We start from the raw sequence: 25,471 nt of genomic DNA, 5'->3' as shown, positions 1-25,471 counted from the left end.
ACCTCGAGACGGGGCGTCAGCGGGATGGCTGGCGCCTCGTCCGTTCGTTGTACAGACTCGCGAGACCTTGGCGTCCACCGTGTTCGAGTCTGCCCAGAACCGTCATTATTGAGCGTCAGAGTGCGTTGTTGCGCGCTCGGGCCTCGACGATAGGAACCGTTTCGATGTCGCCTCTCACCTCGCCGTCGCGCTCTCCCCTGCGGTACGCCGTTTCTCTCGTGATCGCGGCGTCCTTCGCGCCCGCGGTTCACGCGGCGGATCTGCTGACCATCACTCAAGACGCGCTGGAGCACTCGGCGACCTTGAACTCTTCGCGTTCGACCTTCCGTAGCACCGAAGCCGGGCAGGATGTCGAGCGTGGCGACCTGCTGCCGCAGATCAGCGCCACCGGCAGCGCCTATCGGTATAACACGCTGGAGAGCCAGAGCTATTCGAATTCTGCCGTGTCGGAAGCCGGAGGTTCCAGCAGCTCGACCTCCTCGGGCGAGGATTACAATGGGACCAGTCTTGGTGTGAACGTGACCCAGGCACTGTTCGATGCAACCAACTGGTACGAGTACGAGCAGAGCAAGAAGCAGGTCGGTCAGCAGGCACTGCAGCTCGAGATCGACCAGCAGCAGCTTCTCTACGATGTGTCCGAGGCGTACTTCGATATCCTGCGCAACAAGGAAATTCTCGACGCCAGCCAGGCGCAGGAGAAAGCCATCGGCCGTCAGTTGGAGCAAGCGAAAGAGCAGTTCAACGTCGGCATTGTCGCGATCACCGATGTCAACGAAGCGCAGGCCTCCTACGATTCGGCCCGCGCATCGCTCATCTCGGCCAGAAACGACCTCCAGGTCAGCTTTGAAGCGCTCGAGCGTCTGACCGGTCAGCACTACGAGAGCATCGAAGGGCTTGCCGACGATCTGCCGATCAAGCCGCCGGTACCGGCCAAACGTAGCGACTGGGTCACCCTGGCGCTGCAGAGCAGCCCGTCGATCCAGTACTCGCAGGCGGCCGTCGAGCTGGCCAAGTCCGGCGTCGATATCGCCAAGGCCGGCCATCTGCCGACCCTCGATGCTTATGCGGATTACGCCTATTCGGACAATGATCGCGACGAGCTCAAGGGCCACAACGAGAATGTCGAAGTCGGCGTTCAGGCGAGCCTGCCGATCTATACCGGCGGCTCCACCAGCGCCTCGGTCAAAGAGAATACCTATTCTCTCGAGGCATCCCAGTACGACTTCGAGGATCAGCGGCGCTACACCACCCAGCAGGTGCGCTCGCTCTTCACTCAGGTCGCCAACGATGTCGAATCGGTCAACGCCCAGCAGGAGGCGATCGTCTCCAATCGCAGCGCGCTGGAAGCGACTCGCGCCGGCTACCAGGTCGGCACGCGTAACATCGTCGACGTACTGGATGCGGAGCAATCGCTCTACGAGGCGATCTCGGATTATGCCGATGCGCGTTACACCTATGTCACGGACCTGCTCCAGCTTCGCCAGCAGACCGGCGTGCTGAACCTGGACGTGATTCGGGGTACCAACCAGTGGCTGCGCGACACCAAGCGAGTCTCTCTGACGCTGGCCGACGATCGCGGCACCGGCACCCCCGCGATGGATGACATCGGCGAACGGCCCAAGCCGCCGACCACGCCCTGAACGTATCTCGCTCCAGCAACGCCGCTGCCTCGTCAGCGGCGTTTTCGTTGCCAGCCAACCATGGCGGCCACCCTTCGGGCCACCTGCGGCGTCAAGAACCGCTCTCGGCGTTTTTTGCGATCTGTCACCGCTGACGACCCGGTGCAACGATGCCGGGTGCCGTTCGACGCGGTAAGATTGCCCCGGGAAGCGCAAACGGCACGAACGCCTGTCGTCGTCGCCAGAGGTGCGTGCCCGTTGTTCTGTTCGCGGAAAGGAATATGCCATGGCGCGCCCGCTCGTCGCCGATATCGACCTCAAAGCCCTGCGCCACAATTACCGCGTGGCAAGTGAACTGGCGCCTACGAGCGCCAATATGGCGGTCATCAAGGCCGACGCCTACGGTCACGGCGCGGCGAACTGCGCCCGGGCGCTGGCCGAAGCGGGAGCGCCTGCGTTCGGCGTCGCCTCGCTCGAGGAGGCGATAGCGCTTCGTGATGCCGGCATCTCGCAGCCAATTCTGCTGCTCGAAGGGATTTTCGATGCCGGTGAGCTGGCGCGGGTCGAGATGCTCGATCTCTGGCAGGTCGTTCACAGCGATTGGCAGCTCGAGGCACTGCTGGCGTATCGGCCCGCACGGCCGCTGACCGTCTGGTTGAAGCTCGACTCCGGCATGCATCGCCTCGGCTTTACGCCGGAGGCGTTCGTCGTGCGCTGGGAGCGGCTCGCGGCCGCCGGGACCCAGGTCGCCACCGAAGGCCTGCATTTGATCAGCCACTTTGCCAGCGCCGACCAGGCCCGTTCGGTTCAGTTTGCCGCGCAGTGGTCGACGATCGAGCAGGTGCGAGACCGGCTCGGGTGCCGGATCTGCGTTGCCAATTCCCCGGCAACGTTGGCCCGACCGGCAACGCACGCGGCGTGGAACCGGCCGGGTGTCATGCTGTATGGCAGCAATCCGCTCGATGGGGCACTCCCCGTCGGCGTGTCTCTCGACCCGGTGATGACACTGCGTTCGCGGCTGATCGCGGTGCAGACACTAGAGGCGGACGAGCCGGTCGGCTACGGTGGGCGTTTTCGTACCGCAGGGCCTTCGCGAATCGGTATCGTCGCGGCCGGCTACGGCGATGGCTACGATCGCCATGCCGTCGACGGTACGCCGGTATTGGTCGATGGTGTCCGTGCGCCGCTCGCCGGGCGTGTATCGATGGATATGCTGACGGTCGATATTTCACATCTTCCCGCCGCGAAAGTGGGCAGCGAAGTCGTGCTGTGGGGGCGTTCGTCGACCGGCAGCGTGCTGTCGGTCGACGAGGTCGCCACGCACTGCGATACCATCGGCTACACGCTGCTGACCGGCGTGCTGCCGCGAGTGCCGAGACGCTTTCTCGAGTAGCGCCTGACGCAGGCCGCGTTTTCGCCAAATAGGGCAGTGTATTCGCTAGAATGGCGCCACGATTCGGATCATCGGAAGATTCATGGCCAAAAAAGTCTATCCCGCCAATCACGCGCATCCGCGTTACTGGGGTACGTGGTTTGCCATCACGCTGATGCGCCTCGGCGCCTTTCTGCCGTGGCGGCTGAAGCTTGCCCTGGGCAAGGCGATCGGTCTGCTCAGCTGGCGTTTCGCCAAGCGTCGGCGCCATATCACGGAGACCAACTTCCGTCTCTGTTTTCCCGAGCTCGGCGAAGAAGCGCGTGCCGATCTCGTTCGGCGGACCTTCGTTGCCAACGGCATCGGCATTCTCGAGACGGCGACCGGGTGGTGTCGAGATCCTGAACATCTGCGGCATCGCGTCGTATTTCGTGGTGTCGAACACATGGAGCGGGCGATGGCACAGGGAAAGGGGGCGCTGATCATCGGCATCCACTTCTCGACGCTCGATCTTGGCGGCGCGCTCCATTCGCTGTTCTTTCCCGCCGATGTCGTCTATCGACCGCATGACAATCCCGTGTTCGAGGAGTTCATGACGAAAGCACGCCGCGGCATCTTCGGCGCGGCGATCGACCGCCACGATCTGCGTGGTGTGGTGCGTCGAATCAAATCAGGCCACGCGGTGTGGTACTCGCCCGATCAGGATTTTGGACGCGAGGCGAGCGTGTTCGCGCCGTTCTTCGGCGTCGAGGCGGCGTCGATCAAGTTGACGGCCAAGATCGCACGCATGACCGGTGCCCCCGTCATGCCGCTGATGTTTCACCGCAATCCTGACAATCGGACTTACACGCTCGAATATCTGCCGGCGCTGGAAAACTTTCCGAGCGGGGATGACGTCGCCGACGCCAGCCAGGTCAATGCGTTCATCGAGCAGGCGATCCGCCGCCACCCGGAGCAGTATCTGTGGCTGCACCGACGCTTCAAGACCCGACCACCGGGCGAGGCCAAGTTCTACTGATCCCGGCCTGGCCCGATTCGCACGTTCGCGACGGGATCATGCCGATGACGTTTCGGGGATGACAACTTGCAGGTCGCTGATCGACGCCGGGTATCACCGGCGTCGACCAGGCATCGCGCCCCGGACAGAGGTGTGATTCATCGCCAACGCCCGCCGGCACTGCGTCAAACTTGACGGGAAGCCGTTCTAGGACAAGGCTTAGGCTGTCCCCAAGGATTGCGGGACTCGGTTGCCGAAAGGGCCTGTAGCGATATTGGCCCGGCAAATCTTGAAGGCCAGCACAGGAAGTAGAACGCCATGCTCAGCTACGCCGTGATTTTTCTCATCGTCGCCATCATCGCCGGGGTTCTCGGCTTCGGTGGCGTTGCCGGTATCGCCGCGACGATCGCCAAGGTTCTGTTCGTCATCTTCCTCATCCTCTTCGTGGTATCGCTGATTCGCGGACGCGGTCGCTGACACCAGTCGAAGCGTGTCACGCCAACGCAAGACGCCCGGCTTTGAAGCCGGGCGTCTTGCGTTGGTGATGCCGTTGGAGATAGCCGAAATCAGGCGTCGATACGCTTGTACTTCATTCGCTTGGGCGTGTCGCTGCCCACCCGCTTGTGGTAATCCGCTTCATAATCCGTGTAGTTGCCTTCGAACAGCACGACGTTGGAGTCGCCCTCGTAGGCCAGAATATGCGTGGCGATGCGGTCCAGGAACCAGCGATCGTGGGAAATCACCAGCGCACAGCCCGGGAAGGCCAGCAGCGCCTCTTCCAGTGCGCGCAGCGTTTCGATATCGAGGTCGTTGGAGGGTTCGTCCAGCAGCAGCACGTTGGCGCCCTGTTTCAGCGTCTGCGCCAGCTGCAGGCGTCCACGCTCGCCGCCCGACAGCTCGCTCAGACGCTTCTGCTGATCCGTGCCCTTGAAGTTGAAGCGACCGACGTAGGCCCGCGACGAGACTTCATAGCCGTTGATGCTCAGCATGTCATGGCCATCGGATACGGCTTGCCATACGGTCTGACTGTTGTCGAAGTGATCGCGTAGCTGCTCGACGTAGGCGATATCGACCGTCTCGCCGAGTAACACCTCGCCGCTGTCGGGCTGCTCCTTGCCGGAGATCAACTTGAACAGCGTCGACTTGCCGGCGCCGTTGCCGCCGACGATGCCGACGATCGCGCCCGCCGGGATCTGGAACGACAGATTGTCGAACAGCAGCTTGTCATCGAAGCGTTTGGCGACGTCATGAAATTCGACGACCTTGTCACCGAGACGCGGCCCGGGCGGAATGTAGATCTCGTTGGTCTCGTTGCGCTTCTGATAATCACCGGACTGCAATTCATCGAAGCGATTGAGGCGCGCCTTGCTCTTGGCCTGGCGACCCTTGGGGTTCTGGCGGACCCAGTCGAGTTCCTGCTTGATCGCGCGCTGACGTCCCGCTTCGGCCTTGGCCTCCTGCGCGAGTCGCTTCTCCTTGGATTCCAGCCACTGCGAGTAGTTGCCTTCGAATGGGATGCCGTGGCCGCGGTCGAGTTCGAGAATCCAGCCGGCCACGTTATCCAGAAAGTAACGATCGTGGGTGATCGCCACGACGGTGCCCGGATAGTCATGCAGGAAGCGTTCGAGCCAGGCGACCGACTCCGCGTCTAGGTGGTTGGTCGGCTCGTCGAGCAGCAGCATATCGGGGCTCGACAGCAGCAGGCGGCAGAGCGCCACGCGGCGGCGTTCACCGCCGGAAAGATTGCCGACCGTGGCATCCCAGGGTGGGAGGCGCAGGGCTTCGGCGGCGACCTCGAGTTTGCGCTCGATATTGTGGGCGTCGGCGGCCTCGATGATGTTCTCGAGTCGCGCCTGTTCGGCGGCCAGCGCGTCGAAATCGGCGTCCGGCTCGGCGTAGGCGACGTAGACGGCCTCGAGCTGCTCCTGTGCCTTCTTGACCTCGCCCAGCGCCTCTTCGACGGTCTCGCGTACGCTTTTGGCGTCGTCGAGCGCCGGCTCCTGCGGCAGGTAGCCGATGTTGATGCCCGGCATGGGCCGGGCTTCACCGTTGTACTCGGTATCGACGCCGGCCATGATGCGCAGCAGCGTTGATTTGCCCGCGCCGTTCAGACCGAGCACGCCGATCTTCGCGCCGGGGAAGAAGGAGAGCGAGATGTCCTTGAGAATCTCGCGTTTCGGGGGGACGACCTTGCCCACCCGGTTCATGGTGAATACGTATTGCGCCATGGAAATCCGGTTATCTGTCGCGGTGAAAGAGTCTTCTATGATCGCTCACCTTGAGGCAGGCGAGGATAAAACTGGCTTCAGCAGAGTAAACGAGTGACTCCCGGAATGCGAACGGGCGCATGAGCGCCCGTTCGGTCAGCGGAAGCGAGTGAGGTTTACTCCTCCTCGTCGCCAAAATCGGCGTACCAGTCGTCTTCGATGGCACGCTTCAGGCGGCGCTCCTCGAGTAGCGCTTCCACCTGGCGACGGGCGCGCAGCGTGTCGGCCTTGCTGCTGCGCGGACGCTCGAACTGCTCGTCATTGACGGCATCGTCGAAATCTTGGTCTTCGGCGTAATCTTCACGGCTCATCATTTAGCCCTCCCGTGACATGGCATCTCAGTGACGCTCGAGGGCTATATATCGCCGAATGACCTCCAGTACAAGATGTCAGCGGTTAAAAATAACTATCGCTGCCATCATCGCCATGCCGATGCGGCCGTGAACGTCGCGTTCGATCAGGCCGGGTCGGCTTTCAGCGTCTCGAGTTCCTGGAGCGCCTCGACCAGTCCCGTCACGTCCTTCTGGACACCCACGAAGTAGGTGAGTTGATCTTCCTCGTCATAGACCGGCGTGATCGAGAGTTCGTTCCAGAACTGGCTGCCGTCCTTGCGGTAGTTGCGCAGCACTTCCCGGCACGGACGCCCTTCGCGCAGCGCGGTGCGCACCCGATCGATCGCCGGCTGGTCGCGGTCGCCATTCTGCAGGAAGCGACAATCCCGATAGAGAATCTCGTCGATGCTGTAGCCGGTCAGGCGCTCGAAGCCTTCGTTGACGTAGATCAGAATGTTCTCGTCGCCCTCCTGCTCGGCGACGACGATGCCGTCATCGGATGCATTGACGATGCGTTCGAGCAGCGCAGGGCTGATCATGGGGGGACGTTTGCTGGTACTGGCCATCCTTGCCTCCAGGCGGGATTGCGACGATTGTAGGGACGATACAAGCGGTCATGATGCCATGACGTCACCGGATTACAACGCTTAACAGGCACGCCACTCGCGTATCAGCGAGGCTGATGACGGCTTGCCTAGTCCGCTTCCACTTCGGCCAGTCGATGAGAGCTCCACGCCGCTGCCAGTGCGACCAGGGCCAGTATGAGCAATAGCAGGGCGCTCCCCAGCCACTGCGCCATGACGCCCAGCAGCAGCCCGAGCGCAAGCATCAGGACCCCGGTGAAGGTGTTCGAAAAGGCGACGTAGAGTGCGCGCGTGTCACTGTCGGCCAGATCGACCACGTAGGTCTTGCGGCCCAGGCGGATACCCGCATGGGCGATCATCAGCAAACCGTAGACGATGGCGTAGGGCCACACACTGGTTCGCCATGCCTCGGGCAGCCACATGCAGCCGGCGCCCGCCAGGCAGCAGATCGCGGCGCCGATGGCGCTGGTTCGCATCACCCGCCGGCTCGAACGGTCCGCCAGCCGCCCCCAGATCGGACCGGCAATCATGCCGGCGAGACCTGATGTCACGATGAGAATGCCGAGACTGGCGAGATCCGTACCGCTGTTCTGCTGCCCCAGCAGAGCGAGGTAGGGGAGCGCGAGTGCGCTCGACAGCAACAGGGCACGTGACAGATTGAAGTGGAGGAAACGGCGATCTCGGCGCAGCAGGGACAGCCCCTGCTTGACGCTATCCCAGGCATTGGCGCCCCCTTCGGTCGCACCGGGCGACTCCTTGATCGCCGCCGCGCAGAGGGCGTTGAGTGCCCAACCGAGCGCGGCGGCGGCCAGGAGAATGGCAATGGCCCAACTGCCCGGCTGATCGCCGAGTGCTGTCAGGATGACGCCGACGGTCAGCGTCAGCGCGCCTGCCGCGCTGGCGCTCCATCCCATCAGCGTGCCGCGACGCTGCTTGGCGATGGTCTTGCCGAGCACGTCCTTGGTGGCCACCGACGAGAGGCCGCGGCCGAGCGACAGGCCGGTCAGGGCGATCAGTACCAGCGCACCGCCCCAGGTGCCGTGACCGAAGAGCGCCAGCAGCGCCAGCACGGCGGCGCCGATAGCCTGGGCGATGCCGCCGGTGACCCAGACCCACTTGCGGATCGCCCGCAGCCGAATCTGACCGGCGATCAGCAGCTGCGGCAGCAGCGCACCGGCTTCCCGAATCGGCACCAGCAGGCCGACCATCCAAACCGGCGCGCCGATTGCGCCCATCAGCCAGGGCAGAATGAGGCGAGCGTTGGAGAGTTCGTCGGCGAGCTTGTTGCCGAGCGCCGCGACCAGGTGACGGAAGAAGTTGCCGGGCTGTTCCTGGCAGGCTTGTTCGGAAATGTCGCGACACATCCGGCTGTCTTCATCGCCGGTCAGGCGCTCGAAGAGTCGTGAAAGCGAAAGATCCCTGTTCGCCATGAATGGCATTCCCTGTGTGTTGATTGTTAGCTACGAGCTGCCGCGAGGCACACGCCTTACGTGTCGAGGATTCCGGCGTTGCGGCTTGAGCGAGGCTGCCCTCACGCGCATCATGACCGACGTCATCACCATTCAGCCACCGGAGGGACGCATGCCCAGCGTGAGAATCCATTATTGCACCCAATGCCAGTGGCTGCTGCGTGCCGGCTGGTATGCTCAGGAGCTTTTGCAGACCTTTGGTGAAGATCTGGAGCAGGTCGCCCTCGCGCCCAGCCACGGCGGTCATTTCGAAGTGCTCTATGACGAAGAGACGCTGTGGGAGCGCAAGCGTGACGGCGGCTTTCCCGATATCAAGGAGCTCAAGCGCCGCGTCCGCGACCGGCTCGACCCCGGGCGTGATCTCGGGCATACCGATCGGTAATAGCGACGAGCGACGACAGCGCCGGTATCGGGGCGCGGTAGATAGCAGCGACGAGCGACGACAGCGCCGGTGGCGGGGCGCGGTAGATAGCAGCTTCGAGTCGGGGATTGCGAACTCCACCGGCGAGACGAGAATGATTTTCGCAGCTCGCAGCTCGCAGCTCGCAGCTCGCAGCTCGCAGCTCGCAGCTCGCAGCTCGCGTCACCACCAGTGCTTGCGCTTCAGAAGCCACATCACCCAGCCGCCGACGACCGCCGTGATGCCGAGAAAGATCAGAAAGCCATAGGGGCTGTCGGCGCCGGGAATGCCGCCGACATTGATGCCCAGCAGGCCGGTCAAGAAGCTCAGCGGCAGGAACACGGTGGTCACGATCGCCAGCATATACATGCGCTGGTTCATGCGCTCGTTGTGCTCGCTGAACAGCTGCTCCTGCAGGACCAGGGCCCGTTCCTGCATGGCGTGGAAGTCTTCCACGTAGCGAGAGAGCTGGTTGGCCGTCTCGCGGATCGAGACCTTGGTATCTTCGTCGAACCAGTCAGGGCCCTGGGCGATCTGCTCGAGACAGTCACGCTGCGGTCCCATGAAGCGGCGCAGCGTGATCAGCGAACGGCGAACACGCGAGAGATCGTCGGGATCGACTTCGCGGTCGCTGATCTGATCCTCCTCCATCTCGCCGAGCCGGTCGTCGAGCTTGTGGGACATGTCGCCGACCTTGTCGACCAGCTGCTCGGCGAGCCAGGCCAGCAGATCCGGGATCGACAGCGCGCCTTCGCCGTTGTCGATGCGTTCGCGCACCTCGCTGACGGAGCGCAGCGGGCGCCGACGCAGCGTGATCAGGCGCTTCGGCGCGATCCAGATGCGCAGCGAGATCAGGTCCTCGGGTGCCGCTCCCGGGTTGAGGTTGATGCCGCGCAGGGCGCTGACGGCGCCATTGCGGAATTTCGCGACCCGCGGCCGGGTGTCCTCCTCGAGCAGCGCCTCGATCGGGGCTTCATCGAGACCGGCGATGCCTTCGAGATACTCCATGACGTCATCGTGGCGAAAGTCCAGATGCATCCAGAGCATCTTGTCGGGATCGCTCCAGGCTTCGCGCAGCTGGCGCACGCTCAACAAGGTGCCGCCACCGTTGCCGTCGAGTTCGTAGGCGGCAACCAGAGCCGTTTCGTCTTCCATTCCGATTCTCCTGCTGGCGTATCCGAAGCTCACTAACGGACTATTTTTCAAATGCTTGAAGGTAGCACGTCGGCAGCCGGATGCCTTCAGCCCGGCTGGTCGTCAAGCTGATTGAGCAGGGGCTCCAGGCGCGACCAGACCGTCTCGAGAATGATCGGCTGGGCCTCGGCCGTCGGGTGAATGCCGTCATCCTGAAGCATGGTGTCGAGGTCGACGCCCTTCAGCAGAAACGGCACGAGCGGGACACCGTAGTCGCTCGCGAGTTGCGTGAACACGCCGCGAAAGGCATCGGTGTAAGCCGGACCGTAGTTGGGTGGCACCTCGATTCCCAGCAGCAGTACTCGGGCACTGGCGCTCTGGCTACGCTCGATCATCTTGCCCAGATTGACCTGCATCTGCTGGGGGGAGAGTCCGCGTAATCCATCGTTGCCGCCGAGCTCCAGCAAAACGATATCGGGATGGTATTGTCTGAGAAGGTCGGGGAGGCGGGCGGAACCGCCGGACGTCGTTTCGCCGCTGATGCTGGCATTGACGACATCGTCCTCGCTGCCCAGTCGCTTTTTCAGCAGATTGACCCATCCCGCTGCCGGATCGATACCGTAGGCCGCGCTCAGGCTGTCCCCCATGACCAGTACCGTGGAGGCATGGCTGACTCCCGGCATCGTCGACAGGGCGACGAGGCAGAGCATCAGCAGCACCCAAACCGTGCGTCTCGCCTTCCGGGCGACAGGCGATGTCAAACCAGGCTCAGGGAAACCAGGTTCCATGTCTTACTCCTCGGACAATCAGCAAAATCGAATTCTATCTGCCAGCGGCCTCGGCAAACGGGTAAAAAGCGGAGATCGCGAGCTCGTGATCCTCGACGCGCTTTCGCTGGAGGTGGAACACGGTGAGAGTGTCGCGATCGTCGGGAGTTCCGGCGCCGGCAAGTCGACCCTGCTCGGACTGCTGGCTGGCCTGGATTCACCGAGCGATGGCGAGTTGACGATGTTCGGCCAGTCGCTGGGTGATCTCGACGAGGATGGGCGGGCTGCACTGCGAGCCGGGCGCGTCGGCTTCGTCTTTCAGAACTTCCAGTTATTACCCACTCTGACCGCTATCGAAAACGTCATGTTGCCGTTGGAACTGTCGCCACGGCAAGACGTTACGGCCAAAAGTCGTCAGTGGCTCGAGCGTGTGGGGCTCGGGGCGCGGCTGGATCACCTGCCCAAGCAGCTCTCCGGGGGCGAGCAGCAACGGGTCGCCGTGGCGCGCGCCTTCGTGGCCGAGCCGGATCTGGTCTTCGCCGACGAGCCCACCGGCAACCTCGATGAAGCCACGGGGGCGAGGATCATCGATCTCCTGTTCACGCTGAACCGGGAATCTGGAACGACGCTGGTGCTGGTAACGCACGACCTCGGGCTGGCGCGTCGCTGCGATCGGGCGCTGCAGCTCGACGACGGCAGATTGCTTCCGGCTGCCAGCGAGCACCGCAGCGAATCGCCGACCGCCAATGCCCGGGGAGTGACATCGTGAAATTGATCGGGCTCTCGCTGAAGGGATTGCGTCGTGACCTGCGGGCCGCTGATGTCAGGGCGCTTTTCGTCGCGCTGGCGCTGGCGGTCGCGGCCACCACGATGATCGGTTTCTTTCTCGATCGTCTCGATCGCGGTCTGACGCGTCAGGCAGGGCAGCTGCTCGGCGGCGATCTGGTGCTGGAGGACGGCCAGCCTTTCGACGACGAATTGCGCCGGACGCTGACCGAGGCCGGGCTCGCGCTGAGCGATCAGGTCGACATGGTATCGATGGTGAGTTTGCAGGACGCTTTCCAGCCCGCCGGTCTCAAGGTCGTCGACGATCACTATCCGCTCTACGGCAGCGTCGGAGTCGATCTCGGCCAGGGTGTCGAATCGCTCGCCCATGGTCCCTCTGCCGGTCATGCCTGGATCGCGCCGCGGCTGGCAAGGCTGCTGGATGCCGGTATCGGCGACAGCGTGCAGGTGGGCACGCTCTCTCTCGAGGTCACTGGCTTGATCGACCGCGAGCCGGACCAGCAGGCGGGGTTTGCCGGCCTGACGCCACGTATCATGCTCAATATGGCCGATCTCGACGCCACCGGCCTGGTGCGTCCCGGCTCTCGGCTCGAGTACGAGCTGCTGGCCAAGGGGGCACCGGCAGCCGTGGACAGTCTTCAGGCGCGCCTTGACGCGTTACGTCGTGATGGCGTGCAGGTGCGTGACGTTCGCGTCGATCGGCCAAGTCTGGGGCGGTCGCTCGAGCGCGCCCAGAAATACCTGAGCCTCGCCGGTCTGGCGGCGGTGCTGCTGGCCGGGGTGGCGGTCGCCATGGCCACGCGGCGCTATGTCGATCGTCATCTCGATACCGCTGCGCTGTTGCGCTGCTTCGGGGCGTCCCAGCGCCAGCTGGGGCAGCTTTTCGCCTGGCAGCTGGCCTGGCTTGGCATTGCCGCCTCGGTGGTCGGCGCGCTCCTGGGCCTCGTCGGCCAGGCCGGGCTCTTGTCGCTGCTGACGCGCTTCCTGCCGCTGCAGCTGCCGCCGCCGGGCGGGCTACCCTGGCTGATGGGCGTACTCACGGCGCTGGCCGTGCTGGTCGGCTTTGCCGGTCCGACGCTGCTGCGTCTGAAGCGCGTCAGCGCACTGAAGGTGCTGCGTCGGGAGCTCGACCCGGTGCCGGCCGCGGGTTGGGTGGTCGTGGCTGCCGCCAGTCTGGTGTTCGGTGCGCTGCTGTGGCTCTATTCGCGAGATCTGACGCTGTCGATCGGCATTCTGGCTGGCGGTCTGGTCGCGCTGATCGTGCTGATGATGGTCGGTCGTGCACTGCTGGCGCTGCTGCTGCGGGGCATCGACCGCTGGCCAGGCTCCGGTACGAGGCAGCGTGCCTGGCAGCTGGGCGGCCGGCAGCTCGCGCGCCGACGCCAGGCGAGTCTCGGCCAGCTGCTGGCGTTCTCGATCACTTTCGCGGCGATGGCGATCATTGCCGTGGTGCGTGGCGATCTGCTGAGTCAATGGCAGGCGCAGATGCCGCCCGACACGCCCAACTACTTCGCCATCAACATCCAGCCGCAGGAGCGCGAGGGCGTCAGCGCTCTGATCCGGCAAGCGGCCAGCAACGCCAGTCCACTGTCGCCGATGGTGCCTGGCCGACTGACGACCATCGACGGCCAGCCGGCGCGCGAGGCGGTCCCCGAAGAGAGCCGGGGCGACGGGGCGCTGCGTCGCGATCTCAATCTCACCTGGGGAGGGGATCTGCCGGCAGGAAATACCGTCACCGCCGGTACCTGGTTCGGCGCGAATGCCAAGCCGTTCGAGGACGGTGCCCTGCCGATTTCGGTCGAGCAGGCGCTGGCCGCGAGGCTGGGGTTATCCCTCGGCGACGAGATGACCTTTACGGTTGGCAGCGACAGTGTCACTGGCCGTATCACCAGTCTGCGTCATCTCGACTGGGAGAGCTTCCAGCCCAACTTCTTCATCATCTTTCCCCCCGGGGCGCTGGATGAATTCGGGCATAGCTACCTGACCTCGTTTCACCTCGACGATCCTGACGACCCGGTACTCGGGGAGATGGTGAAGCGCTACCCGGGCATCTCCGTGATCAACGTCGATGCCTTGCTCGAGCAGCTGCGCGGTATTCTCGGTCAGGTCACTCGAGCCGTGGAGTTCGTGCTGGGCTTCGTGCTGCTGGCCGGAGTCAGCGTGCTCTATGCCGCGCTCACTGCCAGTCGGCCGGCGCGGGCGCATGAGGGCGCGCTGCTGCGTGTCTTCGGCGCAGGGGACAGTCTGCTGGCGCGCATGCAGTGGGCGGAGTTCGCGCTGCTCGGCTTCGCCAGCGGATTGCTCGGCGCGGCATTGGCCGAGATCGCCGCGCTCGGTATCTATCTCTGGTTGGGACTCGAGCCGACCGTGCATCTTGCGATGTGGCTTGTCACGCCGCTGGCTGGCGCTCTTCTGGTGGGCTTGATCGGTTTTCTGCTCTCTCGCGGCAGTCGGCGCCAGTCGCCGATGGCCAGCTTGCGTCTGCTGGGGGAGACTTGAGCTTCGAGCTTCTCGCTTCGAGCCAACGGCGTCGAATACAGGCGAGATAGGGTGGGGGTTGGCGTCGCTGGTAACGGCGATGTCGCCCCTGGCAACGCTTTACCGGGGCTAAAGCCAACGTGAGTAAATATGGTCATGCGCATGACGGAGTTTCATAGGAAAGCCCGCCGGCGCTGGGGTATGATTGCGGCCCACCAATCTTGAACCCGAAGCGGCCATCGACCTGCCGACTTCGGCTCGAATCATCCCTTGCCGAGGATTACCATCGATGTTCACCCGAGACATGCAGATCGCCGGATTCGATGATGCCCTGTGGAACGCGATGCAGCAGGAAGTCGTGCGCCAGGAAGCGCACATCGAGCTGATCGCTTCCGAAAACTACGCAAGCCCGCGCGTGATGCAGGCGCAGGGTACGCAGCTCACCAACAAGTACGCGGAAGGCTACCCCGGCAAGCGTTACTACGGTGGCTGCGAGCATGTCGACGTGGTCGAGCAGATGGCGATCGATTATGCCAAGGCGCTGTTCGGCGCGAGCTACGCCAACGTGCAGCCGCACTCCGGGTCCCAGGCCAACGGTGCGGTCTTCCAGGCGCTGGTCAAGCCCGGCGATACCGTGCTCGGCATGAGCCTCGACGCGGGTGGCCACCTGACCCACGGCGCCAAGCCGAACTTCTCCGGCAAGCACTACAATGCCGTGCAGTACGGTATCGACGAGAGCGGCCGCATCGATTACGCCGAGGTCGCCAAGCTCGCCCGCGAGCACCAGCCGAAGATGATCATCGCCGGTTTCTCTGCCTATTCGCAGATCATCGACTGGTCGAAGTTCCGCGAGATTGCCGATGAGGTTGGGGCGTATCTGCTGGTCGACATGGCGCACATCGCCGGTCTGGTCGCTGCCGGACTCTACCCGAGTCCGCTGCCCCATGCGCACGTGGTCACCACGACCACCCACAAGACCCTGCGCGGTCCGCGCGGCGGACTGATTCTCTCGGCCGAGAACGATGCCGATATCGAGAAGAAGCTGCAGTCGGCTGTCTTCCCCGGTGGTCAGGGCGGCCCGCTGATGCACGTTATCGCCGCCAAGGCGATCTGCTTCAAGGAAGCGATGGATCCGGAATTCAAGACCTATCAGGCGCAGGTGATCAAGAACGCCCAGGCGATGGCTGGCGTCTTCATCGAGCGGGGCTTCGAGGTCGTTTCCGGTGGCACCGAAGATCACCTGTTCCTGCTGTCTCTGGTGAAACAGGGTTTGACCGGCAAGGACGCGGATGCGGCTCTGGGCCGTGCTCATATCACGGTCAATAAAAATGCCGTCCCCGGTGACCCGCAGAGCCCGTTCGTCACCTCCGGCCTGCGCATCGGTACGCCTGCCGTTACGACGCGCGGTTTCGGCGAGACCGAATGCCGGGATCTCGCCGGCTGGATCTGCGATATTCTCGATGCCATGCAGCAGGGCGATTCGAGCGAGGTCGAGAAGGCGGTGAAAGCCAAGGTCGAGACCATCTGCGGCCGCCTGCCGGTCTACAAGTAACGTCCACTGTCGACGTCGCGAAGCCCCGGTCCGCCGGGGCTTCGTCGTTTTGGGCAAGGTCTTCGAAGGCGCCACGTTTCCACGCGTCGCCCCGCGCGCCATGCTTGCTGCCGTGGCTCGTGGCTTTTCTTGGCGCCCCGCAACCGGCGCCAGTTCGCTCGCTGCTGAACGCCTACGACTTTGGTCTCGTCGTTGACGAAGGTCTAACGTGTCGCGGTCGCCGCTGGCTGGCGACTATGTCCGACATAGCTGATAATGGGTCGAACATCTCGACCGTTGGGGCCCATGTCAGCAGAACTCTCTTCCCGTCGCGAAACGCGGATCGACATCGCCGAAGTGCTTGCCGAAGCCATCTTCAGCGGTGAGTACGCCACTGGCGCGACCATTCCCCGCGAAGTCGATCTCTGCACACGCTTTGGCGTCAGTCGCAGCACCGTTCGCAGCGCCTTGCAGAAGCTGGTCAACGCCGGCCTGGTCATTCGGGTGTCCGGGCAGGGCACCCGGGTCTGCGAGCTGGCTGCGTGGCATCTGCTCGACCCGCAGGTCAGCGCCTGGATGGCCCGCTATGCGCAGCCCAACCCGCAGCTACAGCGTGAGGTATTCGCGTTTCGCGTGGCGGTAGAACCTTTTGTCTCCGCGCTCGCGGCGACGCATGCGACCGCCACCGATCTGCTCGCCATCGAGACTGCCTTCGAAGGCATGATCCAGACACTGGCGCAGCCGGACCTGCATTGGCAGGGCAAGAGCCATGACGACTATGACGTCGCGTTCCACGAGGCGATCTTCACCGCCTCGCACAATCTGATATGGGCGCAGATCAGTCACGTGCTCAAGCCGGCGATCGCGCTGATCGTCTCGCGCTCCAACCACAGCGCGGACGAGCTCGAGGACAGCATGTCTCGCCACCGTTCCACCATGGAAGCGATTCGCCTGAGAGACCCCGAGGGCGCGGCGGCAGGCGCACTGTCCGTACTCGAGCGAACCGGGCGTGATCTCGGTATGGAGGATCTCGTGGCCAACCCGCCGGCCATCGCCATGCCGCAGTGAGGCCAAGGCATGAGCGCCGAGCGGTTGCCACGGGCGCGACCCCGACTCGATAGACCGATCATCATCCAGCCGCCGCAGTGCGGCCTGCGACTCACAGGGAGAACGCTTCGTGAAAATCACCCGTTTGAAGACGTGGCAGGTACCGCCGCGCTGGCTGTTTCTCAAGATCGAGACCGATGAGGGCTGCTATGGCTGGGGAGAACCGGTCGTGGAAGGGCGTGCCGCGACCGTCGAGGCGGCGGTCCACGAACTGGCCGACTATCTGATCGGGCAAGACCCGCATCGTATCGAGCATCTCTGGAATACGCTTTACCGTGCCGGTTTCTACCGCGGTGGCCCGATCCTGATGAGTGCCATTGCCGGTATCGATCAGGCGCTGTGGGACCTCAAGGGGCGCGATCTCGGCGTGCCGGTGTCTCAGCTGCTGGGCGGCGCCTGCCGCGATCGCATGCGGATGTACGCCTGGACCGGCGGCGACCGGCCTGCCGATGTCGGTGCCGGTGCCAAGGCGCTGGTCGACAAGGGCTTCACCGCATTCAAGATGAACGGGACCGCGGAGATGGCGATCGTCGACTCCCATGCCAAGGTGGATGATGCGGTGGCGCGCGTCGCCGAGGCGCGCGATGCCGTCGGTCCGGATGTCGGCATCGGTATCGATTTCCACGGTCGCGTGCACCGGCCGATGGCCAAGGCGCTGCTGCGGGAACTCGAGCCCTACCACCCGATGTTCGTCGAGGAGCCGGTACTGCCGGAGCACCTGCCGAGCCTCAAGCACATCGCTGGCGGCTTGAGCTATCCGATCGCCACCGGTGAGCGACTGCACACCCGCTACCAGTTCCGCGATCTGCTCGCCGAAGGCATGGTCGATATCGTGCAACCGGATCTGTCTCACTGCGGCGGCATCAGCGAGGGCATGAAGATCGCGACGCTGGCGTCGTGCTTCGATGTCGCGCTGGCGCCTCACTGCCCGCTGGGGCCGTTGACGCTGGCCGCCTCGCTACACGTGGATGCGGTCAATCACAACGCCTTCATCCAGGAGCAGAGCATGGGCATCCACTACAATCGAGACAATGACGTGCTCGACTACCTAGTGGACAAGAACGCGCTATCGATCACCGACGGCTACTGCAAGATCCCCGATGGCCCGGGGCTCGGTGTCGAGATCGACGAAGCGTTTGTCGAGGAGCGCTCGAAGGTCGGACACCGCTGGCGCAACCCGGTGTGGACGCACGACGACGGCTCAGTGGCAGAGTGGTGAGGAGACACCCATGAACGAGACACGCAAGTTTGCGCTCGAGACAGCGCTACGCGAGCGACCGCTGGTGGCGATTCTGCGCGGAATCACGCCGGAAGAGATCGACGGGGTGTTCGATGCGCTGGTCGCGGCCGGATTCAAGCTGATCGAGATTCCGCTCAACTCGCCGCGGGCGTGGGAAAGCATCGCGAAGATCGCCAAGCGCTGCCCGGATGATGTGGTGATCGGTGCCGGCACGGTGCTGGACCCGGCGTATGCCGAGCGTCTCGCCGAGCTGGACGCGTCGCTCTTGATCACACCGAATACGGACCCCGAAGTGATTCGCGCTGGCGTCGAGCAGGGCCTGGCGCCGATGATCGGCTGCATGACACCCTCTGAAGCTCTGGCGGCAGCGAAGGCCGGCGCCACGGCCCTCAAGCTGTTCCCGGCAGCGCGTCTGGGCACCGGTTACTTCAAGGATATCAGCGCGATTCTACCCAAGGGGCTGCCCGTGCTGGCGGTGGGGGGCATCGACGAGAGCAACATGAGCGAATGGCACGCGCACGGTATCGCGGGATTCGGTTTCGGCAGCAATCTCTACAAGCCGGGGCGCAAGGCCGAGGAAGTCGGAGAGATCGCCGCGACGCTGGTCGAGGAGTGGCGGCGCCTGACCGAGGTGGCGCGGCACGCCGATCATCTCGAGCGTGAGGCGGACGCATGACATCGGCATCTTCGCAAGACGAACGCTTGATCGTCATTGATTGGGGCACGAGCAATTTCCGCGCTTTTCTCGTTGACAGCGATAGCGGTGAGGTGCTCGACATCCGACGTTCGGCCTCCGGCCTGCGGGCGTTGAGTCAGGATGAATTTCCGCATTACTGCGCCTCGCAGATCCAGGATTGGCGACGGGGCGATGGCGCGGCTTCGGGCTCTAAAAGTGGCACCAGCGCGGCTTCGGGCGCTGAAAATGGCGCGGCTTCGGGCGCTAAATCGATCCCGATCTATCTCGCCGGTATGGTCGGATCGGCGAGAGGCTGGGCCGAGGCGCCGCAGCTCGAACTGCCGGTCTCTGCTGCCGAGCTGGCCGATCACGTGATCGCCGCGCCGGGCCTCGATGACGCCTGGATCGTTCCCGGGGTCAAGCAGGTGACGGCCGAGCACGTCGATGTGATGCGCGGCGAGGAAGTGCAGGCATTCGGCGCGCTGGCGCTGTCCGAAGCAGGGGCCGATTCGACCAGCATCGATTGCTGCCTGCCCGGCACCCACAGCAAGTGGGCACATCTCGACTCTGGTCGCATGACCGGTTTCACCACGCTGATGACCGGTGAGCTCTATCACGCCGTACGCTTTCATACGCTGCCGGGTGAGCCGGCGAGAGAGGAGGCCCCATTCGACGAGCCCGCTTTCCGGCTGGGGCTGTCTCGGGCCGGCGGCCCGGGAGGCGTCATGCACGCGCTTTTCGAGGGGCGTAGTCGGCATTTGTACGCGGGTCTGGATGCACATCAGGTCGGCAGCTTTCTTTCCGGCGTGCTGATCGGCGAGGAGGTGAGGGCGATGCGCGACGCCCGTCCGCAGATCGAGCGCGTCAACCTGGTCGGCGCCGAATCACTTCGGCGCAGCTACACGCTGGCGCTCGAGGCGGCCGGACTCGAGGTCAATGCCATCGACAGCGATCGCGCGACCCTGGCCGGCGTGCTGGCGATCGCGCAGCGACATCGCGCCCATTGGCGGGCCAATTTGCACCATTGAGGTGCGCCGCATCTCGCTGATGGTGACGGCCGTCGCGGCTGGCAGCCCGCGATAACGAGCCTCCTCTGCGTTGGCACGATCCGTGCTACCTTCACTCAACGGTCCCGGCAATCGCGGCACGTCCAGCGCAGGAAAGCAGACGTGCCGATGGATCGAACGTGAATGGGGCAAAGGACGACGCTATGAACCAGCCGGCACTCAACCAGCCAACGCTGCTGATCTTCACCGACCTCGATGGTTCGCTGCTCGACCATGATTCCTACGATTGGCAGCCGGCAGCGCCGTGGCTCTCGCGGCTGGAGCAGGAAGCCGTACCGGTCATTCCCACCACCAGCAAGACGCGTACGGAGCTGCTGGCCCTGCGCGAGGAACTCGGCCTGACGCAGACACCGTTCATCGCCGAAAACGGCGCGGTCATCGGTCTTCCTCCCTCCTGGCAGCATGCGCGGCTCGATCGTGACCCGGCTTCGCCCGAAGGACTGGTCATCAAGACACCGAGCATGGATGTCGACTTCATCCGCCGTCGGCTCGATGTGATTCGCGAGCGCCATGGCCTTGCATTTCGTCGCATGGGAGAAATGAGCGTCGACGACGTGGTCGAACTCACTGGCCTGAGCGTTACCGGCGCCGAGCAGGCGATGTCTCGTGAAGGAAGCGAGCCACTGGTCTGGGAAGACGACGACGCCAAACTGCAAGACCTGCGTGAGACACTCGAGACCGATGGCCTGACGCTGACCCGCGGTGGACGCTTCTGGCATGTCATGGGCGCGGTCGACAAGGGGCAGGCAGTGCGCTGGCTCGTGGCACGCTTCGAGGCCCTGCGCGGCTACCGACCGCGAACCCTGGGGCTTGGCGACGGTCCCAACGATCTGGCGTTGCTTGCGGCGACCGATCTCTCGGTCGTCATCGCCGCGGGGCATGGCCAGCCAATGGCGCTCGACAAGGAGCGCGTCTATCGCACGTCGGCACTCGGCCCGAGCGGATGGGCGGAGGGTGTCGAGCACTGGTGGCAGCACCTGACAGAATCGGATGCGGCACCGCTCGGTCGATGACGACCGACGGAGGCGACACGGACGCCGCCGCAATGACAATACGTTGAGGACGCCTCATGAGCGATTTTTACCAGAACGGTATCGTTACCAATTTTCATAACCTCACGAGACGCTCGGTTGAGGCACTCGAGACCGATCTCAAGCGCTTTTCGCGCACTCGGCCGATGGGGCTGATCCTGCCATCGCTCTACTCGGAACTCGAAGGGCCGGCGCTGTCGCATATTGTTGACGAGCTCTGCCAGGTGCCCTATCTCAGCGAGATCGTCATCGGACTGGATCGCGCCAACCGTGACCAGTTTCTGAAAGCCAAGGAGTTCTTCTCGCGCCTGCCGCAGCACCACCGTATTCTGTGGAATGACGGGCCGCGACTGCAGGCGCTACAGCAGGAGCTCGCCAGCGAGGGATTGGCGCCGCTCGAGCCGGGCAAGGGATGCAACGTCTGGTACTGTTCGGGCTACGTTCGCGCTTCGGGCAAGGCGGAAGCGGTCGCGCTGCACGACTGCGATATCGTCACCTATGATCGCGGTCTACTGGCGAAGTTGATCTATCCGGTGGCCAACCCGCGCTTTCACTACGAGTTCTGCAAGGGCTACTACTCGCGTATCGCCTCCGGCAAGCTCAACGGCCGCGTCGCGCGGCTGATGGTCACGCCGTTGATCCGCGCGTTCAAGATGATCTACGGGCCGCTGCCGTATCTCGACTATCTCGACAGCTTTCGCTACCCGCTCTCCGGCGAATTCTCCATGCGTGCCGATGTTCTCGACGGCATTCGAATTCCCAGCGATTGGGGGCTCGAGATCGGCGTGCTGTCCGAGGTCCATCGCAACTTCTCGACCAAACGCCTATGTCAGGTCGATATCGCCGATGCCTACGATCACAAGCACCAGCCGGTTTCCGAGGAGGACCCGAGCGGCGGCCTCAATCGCATGAGCATGGATATCGCGAAGGCGATGTACCGCAAGTTGGCGACTCTGGGTGTGGAGATGAGCGTCGAGAGTTTCCGCACGGTGAAGGCGACTTACTATCGCATCGCGCTGGATCTGATCGAGGCCTACGATCACGATGCCGCGATGAACGGGCTCAAGCTCGACCGTCACAGCGAGGAAGCCGCCGTCGAACTCTTTGCCGACAACATCATGCAGGCGGGTGCCGCCTTCTTCGAATCGCCCCGCGACAAGCCCTTCATCCCCAGCTGGAACCGGGTTCAGGCGGCGATCCCCGACCTCCAGGATCGACTCTACGAGGCGGTCGAGCTCGATAACACCGGCGACGTCTGAGTCGGGCGGCGCTCTCCAGGTGTGTCAAAGCCCACATCGAGTGTGGGCTTCGTGACGCTCTCGGCTTGCGGATACAGCGTAGGCCAGCGCACTTCCCATATTGGCAAGGCGTCTAACGTTATAACTTATTCGGCGTTATCCTGAAGTGATTTCCGTCAGACTCAGGAGTCAGCATGAAGACGTTTGCGCTCTCTCCCGGCGATGCGGCTCAGGGCCGTCCCGATGTTGCCGGCTTTTTCGACCCGCGCACCTTCAGCGTGCAGTACGTGGTCAGCGATCCCGCCACGAAGCAGTGCGCGATCATTGATCCGGTACTGGATTACGATGAGAACGCCGGCGCGACAGCCACGCATCACGCCGATGAACTGTTGGCTTATGTCGAACGAAACGCCCTTGAGCTCGTCTGGATTCTCGATACGCATCCTCACGCCGATCACTTTTCGGCGGCCGGCTATCTGCACGACAAAACGGGAGCCCCCACCGCCATCGGGCAGCCGGTGACAGAGGTTCAGGCGCTGTGGAAGTCGATCTACAACTGGCCTTCGCTACCGGCGGATGGCCGACAGTGGAGTTGCTTGTTCCGACATGGCGAAACGTTCCGGCTTGGCGAGCTGGAGGCGAAGGTCATGCACTCGCCTGGGCACACGCTGGCGTCGATCACCTATGTCATCGGTGATGCCGCCTTCGTTCATGACACCCTGTTTCAACCCGACTTCGGCACGGCTCGCGCCGACTTTCCCGGCGGGAGCGCTCACCAATTATGGCATTCGATCCAGGCTATCCTCTCGCTGCCCGATGACACGCGTATGTTCACCGGGCACGATTACATGCCCGAGGGCCGAGAGCCTCGATGGGAGAGCTCGGTGCGCGAGCAGCGTGACACCAACAAGCATCGGCTCGGTACCAGCAACGAGGCGGCATATGTCGAATTGCGTCAGCGTCGTGACCGCGAGCTACCGATGCCGAAATTGATCCTGCATGCATTGCAGGTCAATATCCGGGGCGGGCGACTCCCGGATCCCGAGGACGATGGAAAACGCTATCTCAAGATTCCGTTGAATGCGCTATAGGCTAATTGACGGAGCCGGGGTCCGTTTCGGGAATAAAGCACAACGGAGTCGCCTGGATATTCCGGACGCTATATCTCCGGATCTATCTGGGCTCTTCAGTGCCCGCTGCATGTGTCCTGGATGCGCCTGTTCGCTGGCGCTTTACTCGCAATAGCTCATGGTCGGCTCGGGTGAAGGCATCCTCGAGCCGCTCGTAAGGCGCGAGGGTGACATGAACCACGGTTGCCGAGAGCCGATGCTCCGTGCCGGGAATACGTTGGGTGCCTATCTTGGTTTGTATTGTGTTCATTCGCCTCCTGGCTGCCGCCGCGTTGGTTCCGGGAAGCAAAACCAGAAACTCGTCGCCACCAAAACGCCCCAGCAGGTCTTTAGGGCTCAGTTCAAGCTTCAGTGTGCGGCATAGCTGTAACAAGGCCTGGTCGCCTACATCATGGCCGAAGCTATCGTTGATCTGCTTGAAGGCGTCCATATCCATTAATAGTAAAGAGACGGGTTGCTGGTGTCTCTCGGCGTCGTGTTTGGCTTGCATCGCGAGTTCGAAGAAACGATTCCGGTTCAGCGCGCCCGTCAAGCCGTCGTTAAATGCCATTTCGCTGAGTTGTCGATTGTTGGCGATCAGGGAGGGGACGGTAAAGCCGAAATATCCGCTAGCGGCAATGACGCACATCGCGAATTGATAGGTCAACGATTGCTCGATCAGTCCCAGCGCGGAGACCCACACGGCGGTCAGCGTGCTGAAAATCGTCAGGCTGACGGCGCTGCGCATTGCCCCTTCGGTATAAACGATCCACATCTGAGGGATGATAAGAAAGAAGGCTCCGAACGCGACCTCGGGAGCGCCGGTTTTCGCGGATATCAGCATCAGCAGCGTGAGCAGAAGTGCGCAGATACCCAGCTTGACCAGGAAGTGGCGTCGGCCTTGATGTTCCGGGGCGAAGCTTAGTCCACCCAGCCAAGACTCGATGTGGGGATAGCGCCAACTCAACAGGCCCAGGAACAGGGGGGTCAGAACGATCACGCCAACCATGTCGCCGATCCACCAGGGTAACCAGATGGCGGCGAGATTGGGTGTCTCGATCAACCCGACGGCGTAAAGTGACACGGTCCCCGTGACGGCGGCCACGAGCGTGGTCAGACAACCAATCAGCAGGAACAGCGGTATGGCGACCGGTGCCGCGGTCCCCGATCTTCCCCGAACCAGATGCTTGAGTACGGTGGCGCCTAATGCGTAAGTACCGCAATGGGCGACGCCAAATAGCAAACCGGCGAGCAGTAGCTCCTCGATTGGCTGGCGTAATTCGTAGAGATGGTCGACCCAGAATGTGACGCTGACCGCTGCCAGCATCAATACGGGAAGTGCGCTACGCCCCCAGAGTAAGAACGCTGCAAAACTGAGACCGGCTGGCGGAAACCATAGGCTGGCGTGGGGCGCATATTCCATGAGCGCGGAGATGCGCCAGAGCAGCAGCCAAGCGACGAAAAGTGCGGCCTGGCGCAAACCATGGGTCGCTGTAGCGTCCATCACCGAGTCTAGCGGTAGCGGTTCGAGTGGTTTCAAAAGATGTGCTCAATGGTTCCCGTGTACGCCGAGTCTTTGCCATTGCGTCGGTTCCAGATGGTCTCGACGCGAGGTCCGGTGCATTGACTTTCCCTAGGTTTATCGGCCGGGGGGCGGTGTGCCTGAAGACGCTAAGGCGCCTGCCGTTGTTCCTGGCCCGGGCCGTCTCCCGCGAGCCTTCCGGCCTTGACCTGACACCCGTGTCGAACCGAACTCATCGCGAAATCCGGACGAGCGTCAGACCACTGACGAGATTCCGGATATCAACCGTGCCGGATCCAGCCATAGCAAGCGATGCCGAGCATGGTCATGGCGAAAGAGCCGATGACGTGAACGAGCGTGCCCGTTAGCGCCCAAAGCCAGCGACCGCTCTGAATAGCGCCGACCATCTCGGCGGAGAAGGTCGAGAACGTGGTCAGCGCGCCGAGTAGACCGGTGACGACAAACAGTTTCCACTCGACGCTGAGCGAGGAGTCCTGGAAGAAGCTCAGCGCGATACCGATCAGCCAGGCGCCGGCGAGATTGGCGATCAGCGTGCCCGGCGGTATGTGTAGAAAGTAGCCGTTGTACTGGGCGCCGAGCCACCAGCGAAGATTGGCACCGATGGCGGCGCCGGCGCTGATGGCGACGATGGGGATCCACATGCGGTCGGGTTCCTTGTCTTGAGCGTCAGGGAGTCATCGATCAACGCAGGCAAGGCGGAAGAGGCTTGGCCTGCGCGCAACGC

At 63.3% G+C, this 25,471-nt stretch carries 23 protein-coding genes; 15 read left to right on the top strand and 8 right to left on the bottom strand.

Annotated features, from left to right (window positions below):
• The first annotated feature begins 164 nt into the window (after nucleotides 1–164).
• The 4 genes from IE125_RS13005 (at nucleotide 165) to IE125_RS12990 (ending at nucleotide 4,465) form a co-directional block, all read left to right on the top strand.
• A complete protein-coding gene (locus tag IE125_RS13005; RefSeq protein ID WP_189445101.1) occupies nucleotides 165–1,640 on the top strand; it encodes a TolC family outer membrane protein in 1,476 nt (491 codons plus the stop codon).
• Nucleotides 1,641–1,905: 265 nt separating this feature from the next.
• Nucleotides 1,906–3,012 carry an alanine racemase gene (alr, locus tag IE125_RS13000; RefSeq protein ID WP_189445100.1) on the top strand — a complete coding sequence of 369 codons (1,107 nt, stop codon included), beginning with the start codon at nucleotides 1,906–1,908 and terminating at the stop codon, nucleotides 3,010–3,012.
• An 82-nt stretch (nucleotides 3,013–3,094) separates the two neighbouring features.
• On the top strand, nucleotides 3,095–4,009 hold the full coding sequence (gene lpxL / locus IE125_RS12995; RefSeq protein ID WP_189445099.1) for an LpxL/LpxP family Kdo(2)-lipid IV(A) lauroyl/palmitoleoyl acyltransferase: 915 nt from the start codon (nucleotides 3,095–3,097) through the stop codon (nucleotides 4,007–4,009).
• A gap of 297 nt (nucleotides 4,010–4,306) precedes the next feature.
• Nucleotides 4,307–4,465 (top strand): DUF1328 domain-containing protein, encoded by a 159-nt coding sequence (locus tag IE125_RS12990; RefSeq protein WP_035475241.1) that lies wholly within the window; start codon nucleotides 4,307–4,309, stop codon nucleotides 4,463–4,465.
• Nucleotides 4,466–4,554: 89 nt separating this feature from the next.
• Here the strand turns inward: IE125_RS12990 and ettA are convergent, their stop codons facing one another.
• From ettA to IE125_RS12970, 4 genes are all read right to left on the bottom strand, one after another.
• Nucleotides 4,555–6,216, bottom strand: a complete 1,662-nt coding sequence (gene ettA, locus IE125_RS12985) for an energy-dependent translational throttle protein EttA (RefSeq protein ID WP_189445098.1) — start codon at nucleotides 6,214–6,216, stop codon at nucleotides 4,555–4,557.
• Nucleotides 6,217–6,371: 155 nt separating this feature from the next.
• A complete protein-coding gene (locus tag IE125_RS12980; RefSeq protein ID WP_373297419.1) occupies nucleotides 6,372–6,566 on the bottom strand; it encodes a PA3496 family putative envelope integrity protein in 195 nt (64 codons plus the stop codon).
• A gap of 146 nt (nucleotides 6,567–6,712) precedes the next feature.
• Nucleotides 6,713–7,153 carry a PAS domain-containing protein gene (locus IE125_RS12975; RefSeq protein WP_229809094.1) on the bottom strand — a complete coding sequence of 147 codons (441 nt, stop codon included), beginning with the start codon at nucleotides 7,151–7,153 and terminating at the stop codon, nucleotides 6,713–6,715.
• Between the two features lie 128 nt (nucleotides 7,154–7,281).
• Nucleotides 7,282–8,601 (bottom strand): MFS transporter, encoded by a 1,320-nt coding sequence (locus IE125_RS12970; protein WP_189445096.1) that lies wholly within the window; start codon nucleotides 8,599–8,601, stop codon nucleotides 7,282–7,284.
• A gap of 151 nt (nucleotides 8,602–8,752) precedes the next feature.
• Between IE125_RS12970 and IE125_RS12965 the strand changes: the two genes are divergently transcribed.
• Complete coding sequence (locus IE125_RS12965) at nucleotides 8,753–9,022, top strand: Rdx family protein (RefSeq protein WP_189445173.1); 270 nt, start codon at nucleotides 8,753–8,755, stop codon at nucleotides 9,020–9,022.
• A 201-nt stretch (nucleotides 9,023–9,223) separates the two neighbouring features.
• Here the strand turns inward: IE125_RS12965 and IE125_RS12960 are convergent, their stop codons facing one another.
• Nucleotides 9,224–10,195: a zinc transporter ZntB gene (locus tag IE125_RS12960; protein ID WP_189445095.1), complete on the bottom strand. Its 972-nt coding sequence runs from the start codon at nucleotides 10,193–10,195 to the stop codon at nucleotides 9,224–9,226.
• An 86-nt stretch (nucleotides 10,196–10,281) separates the two neighbouring features.
• On the bottom strand, nucleotides 10,282–10,884 hold the full coding sequence (locus IE125_RS12955; RefSeq protein ID WP_229809116.1) for an arylesterase: 603 nt from the start codon (nucleotides 10,882–10,884) through the stop codon (nucleotides 10,282–10,284).
• Nucleotides 10,885–10,960: 76 nt separating this feature from the next.
• Here IE125_RS12955 and IE125_RS12950 point away from each other — a divergent pair, with 76 nt between their 5' ends.
• From IE125_RS12950 to IE125_RS12905, 10 genes are all read left to right on the top strand, one after another.
• Complete coding sequence (locus IE125_RS12950) at nucleotides 10,961–11,710, top strand: ABC transporter ATP-binding protein (protein WP_189445094.1); 750 nt, start codon at nucleotides 10,961–10,963, stop codon at nucleotides 11,708–11,710.
• Complete coding sequence (locus IE125_RS12945) at nucleotides 11,707–14,226, top strand: ABC transporter permease (RefSeq protein WP_189445093.1); 2,520 nt, start codon at nucleotides 11,707–11,709, stop codon at nucleotides 14,224–14,226. The genes IE125_RS12950 and IE125_RS12945 overlap by 4 nt, the downstream gene beginning before the upstream one ends.
• Nucleotides 14,227–14,494: 268 nt before the next feature.
• Nucleotides 14,495–15,757, top strand: a complete 1,263-nt coding sequence (gene glyA / locus IE125_RS12940) for a serine hydroxymethyltransferase (protein ID WP_189445092.1) — start codon at nucleotides 14,495–14,497, stop codon at nucleotides 15,755–15,757.
• 285 nt (nucleotides 15,758–16,042) lie between these two features.
• Entirely contained in the window at nucleotides 16,043–16,804 is a 762-nt protein-coding gene (locus IE125_RS12935; RefSeq protein WP_189445091.1) for a FadR/GntR family transcriptional regulator, read from the top strand.
• Nucleotides 16,805–16,913: 109 nt separating this feature from the next.
• Complete coding sequence (gene dgoD / locus IE125_RS12930; protein WP_189445090.1) at nucleotides 16,914–18,062, top strand: galactonate dehydratase; 1,149 nt, start codon at nucleotides 16,914–16,916, stop codon at nucleotides 18,060–18,062.
• A 10-nt stretch (nucleotides 18,063–18,072) separates the two neighbouring features.
• Nucleotides 18,073–18,759 carry a 2-dehydro-3-deoxy-6-phosphogalactonate aldolase gene (locus tag IE125_RS12925; RefSeq protein WP_189445089.1) on the top strand — a complete coding sequence of 229 codons (687 nt, stop codon included), beginning with the start codon at nucleotides 18,073–18,075 and terminating at the stop codon, nucleotides 18,757–18,759.
• Complete coding sequence (locus tag IE125_RS12920; RefSeq protein WP_189445088.1) at nucleotides 18,756–19,787, top strand: 2-dehydro-3-deoxygalactonokinase; 1,032 nt, start codon at nucleotides 18,756–18,758, stop codon at nucleotides 19,785–19,787. The genes IE125_RS12925 and IE125_RS12920 overlap by 4 nt, the downstream gene beginning before the upstream one ends.
• A gap of 182 nt (nucleotides 19,788–19,969) precedes the next feature.
• On the top strand, nucleotides 19,970–20,839 hold the full coding sequence (locus tag IE125_RS12915) for an HAD-IIB family hydrolase (RefSeq protein ID WP_189445087.1): 870 nt from the start codon (nucleotides 19,970–19,972) through the stop codon (nucleotides 20,837–20,839).
• A gap of 56 nt (nucleotides 20,840–20,895) precedes the next feature.
• On the top strand, nucleotides 20,896–22,116 hold the full coding sequence (locus tag IE125_RS12910; protein WP_189445086.1) for a glycosyltransferase family protein: 1,221 nt from the start codon (nucleotides 20,896–20,898) through the stop codon (nucleotides 22,114–22,116).
• Between the two features lie 173 nt (nucleotides 22,117–22,289).
• The gene (locus tag IE125_RS12905; protein WP_189445085.1) at nucleotides 22,290–23,186 is read left to right on the top strand and encodes an MBL fold metallo-hydrolase; all 897 of its coding nucleotides are present in this window, start codon (nucleotides 22,290–22,292) and stop codon (nucleotides 23,184–23,186) included.
• Nucleotides 23,187–23,268: 82 nt separating this feature from the next.
• Here the strand turns inward: IE125_RS12905 and IE125_RS12900 are convergent, their stop codons facing one another.
• Entirely contained in the window at nucleotides 23,269–24,708 is a 1,440-nt protein-coding gene (locus tag IE125_RS12900; RefSeq protein WP_189445084.1) for a sensor domain-containing diguanylate cyclase, read from the bottom strand.
• Nucleotides 24,709–25,007: 299 nt separating this feature from the next.
• Nucleotides 25,008–25,388, bottom strand: a complete 381-nt coding sequence (gene crcB / locus IE125_RS12895; protein WP_189445083.1) for a fluoride efflux transporter CrcB — start codon at nucleotides 25,386–25,388, stop codon at nucleotides 25,008–25,010.
• Nucleotides 25,389–25,471 lie beyond the last annotated feature (83 nt).

It is taken from the genome of Salinicola rhizosphaerae, assembly GCF_014652715.1.
In the GTDB taxonomy this organism is placed as follows: domain Bacteria; phylum Pseudomonadota; class Gammaproteobacteria; order Pseudomonadales; family Halomonadaceae; genus Salinicola; species Salinicola rhizosphaerae.
Note: the sequence above shows the minus strand (reverse complement) of the source record. Positions and strands in the feature narration are given on the sequence as shown.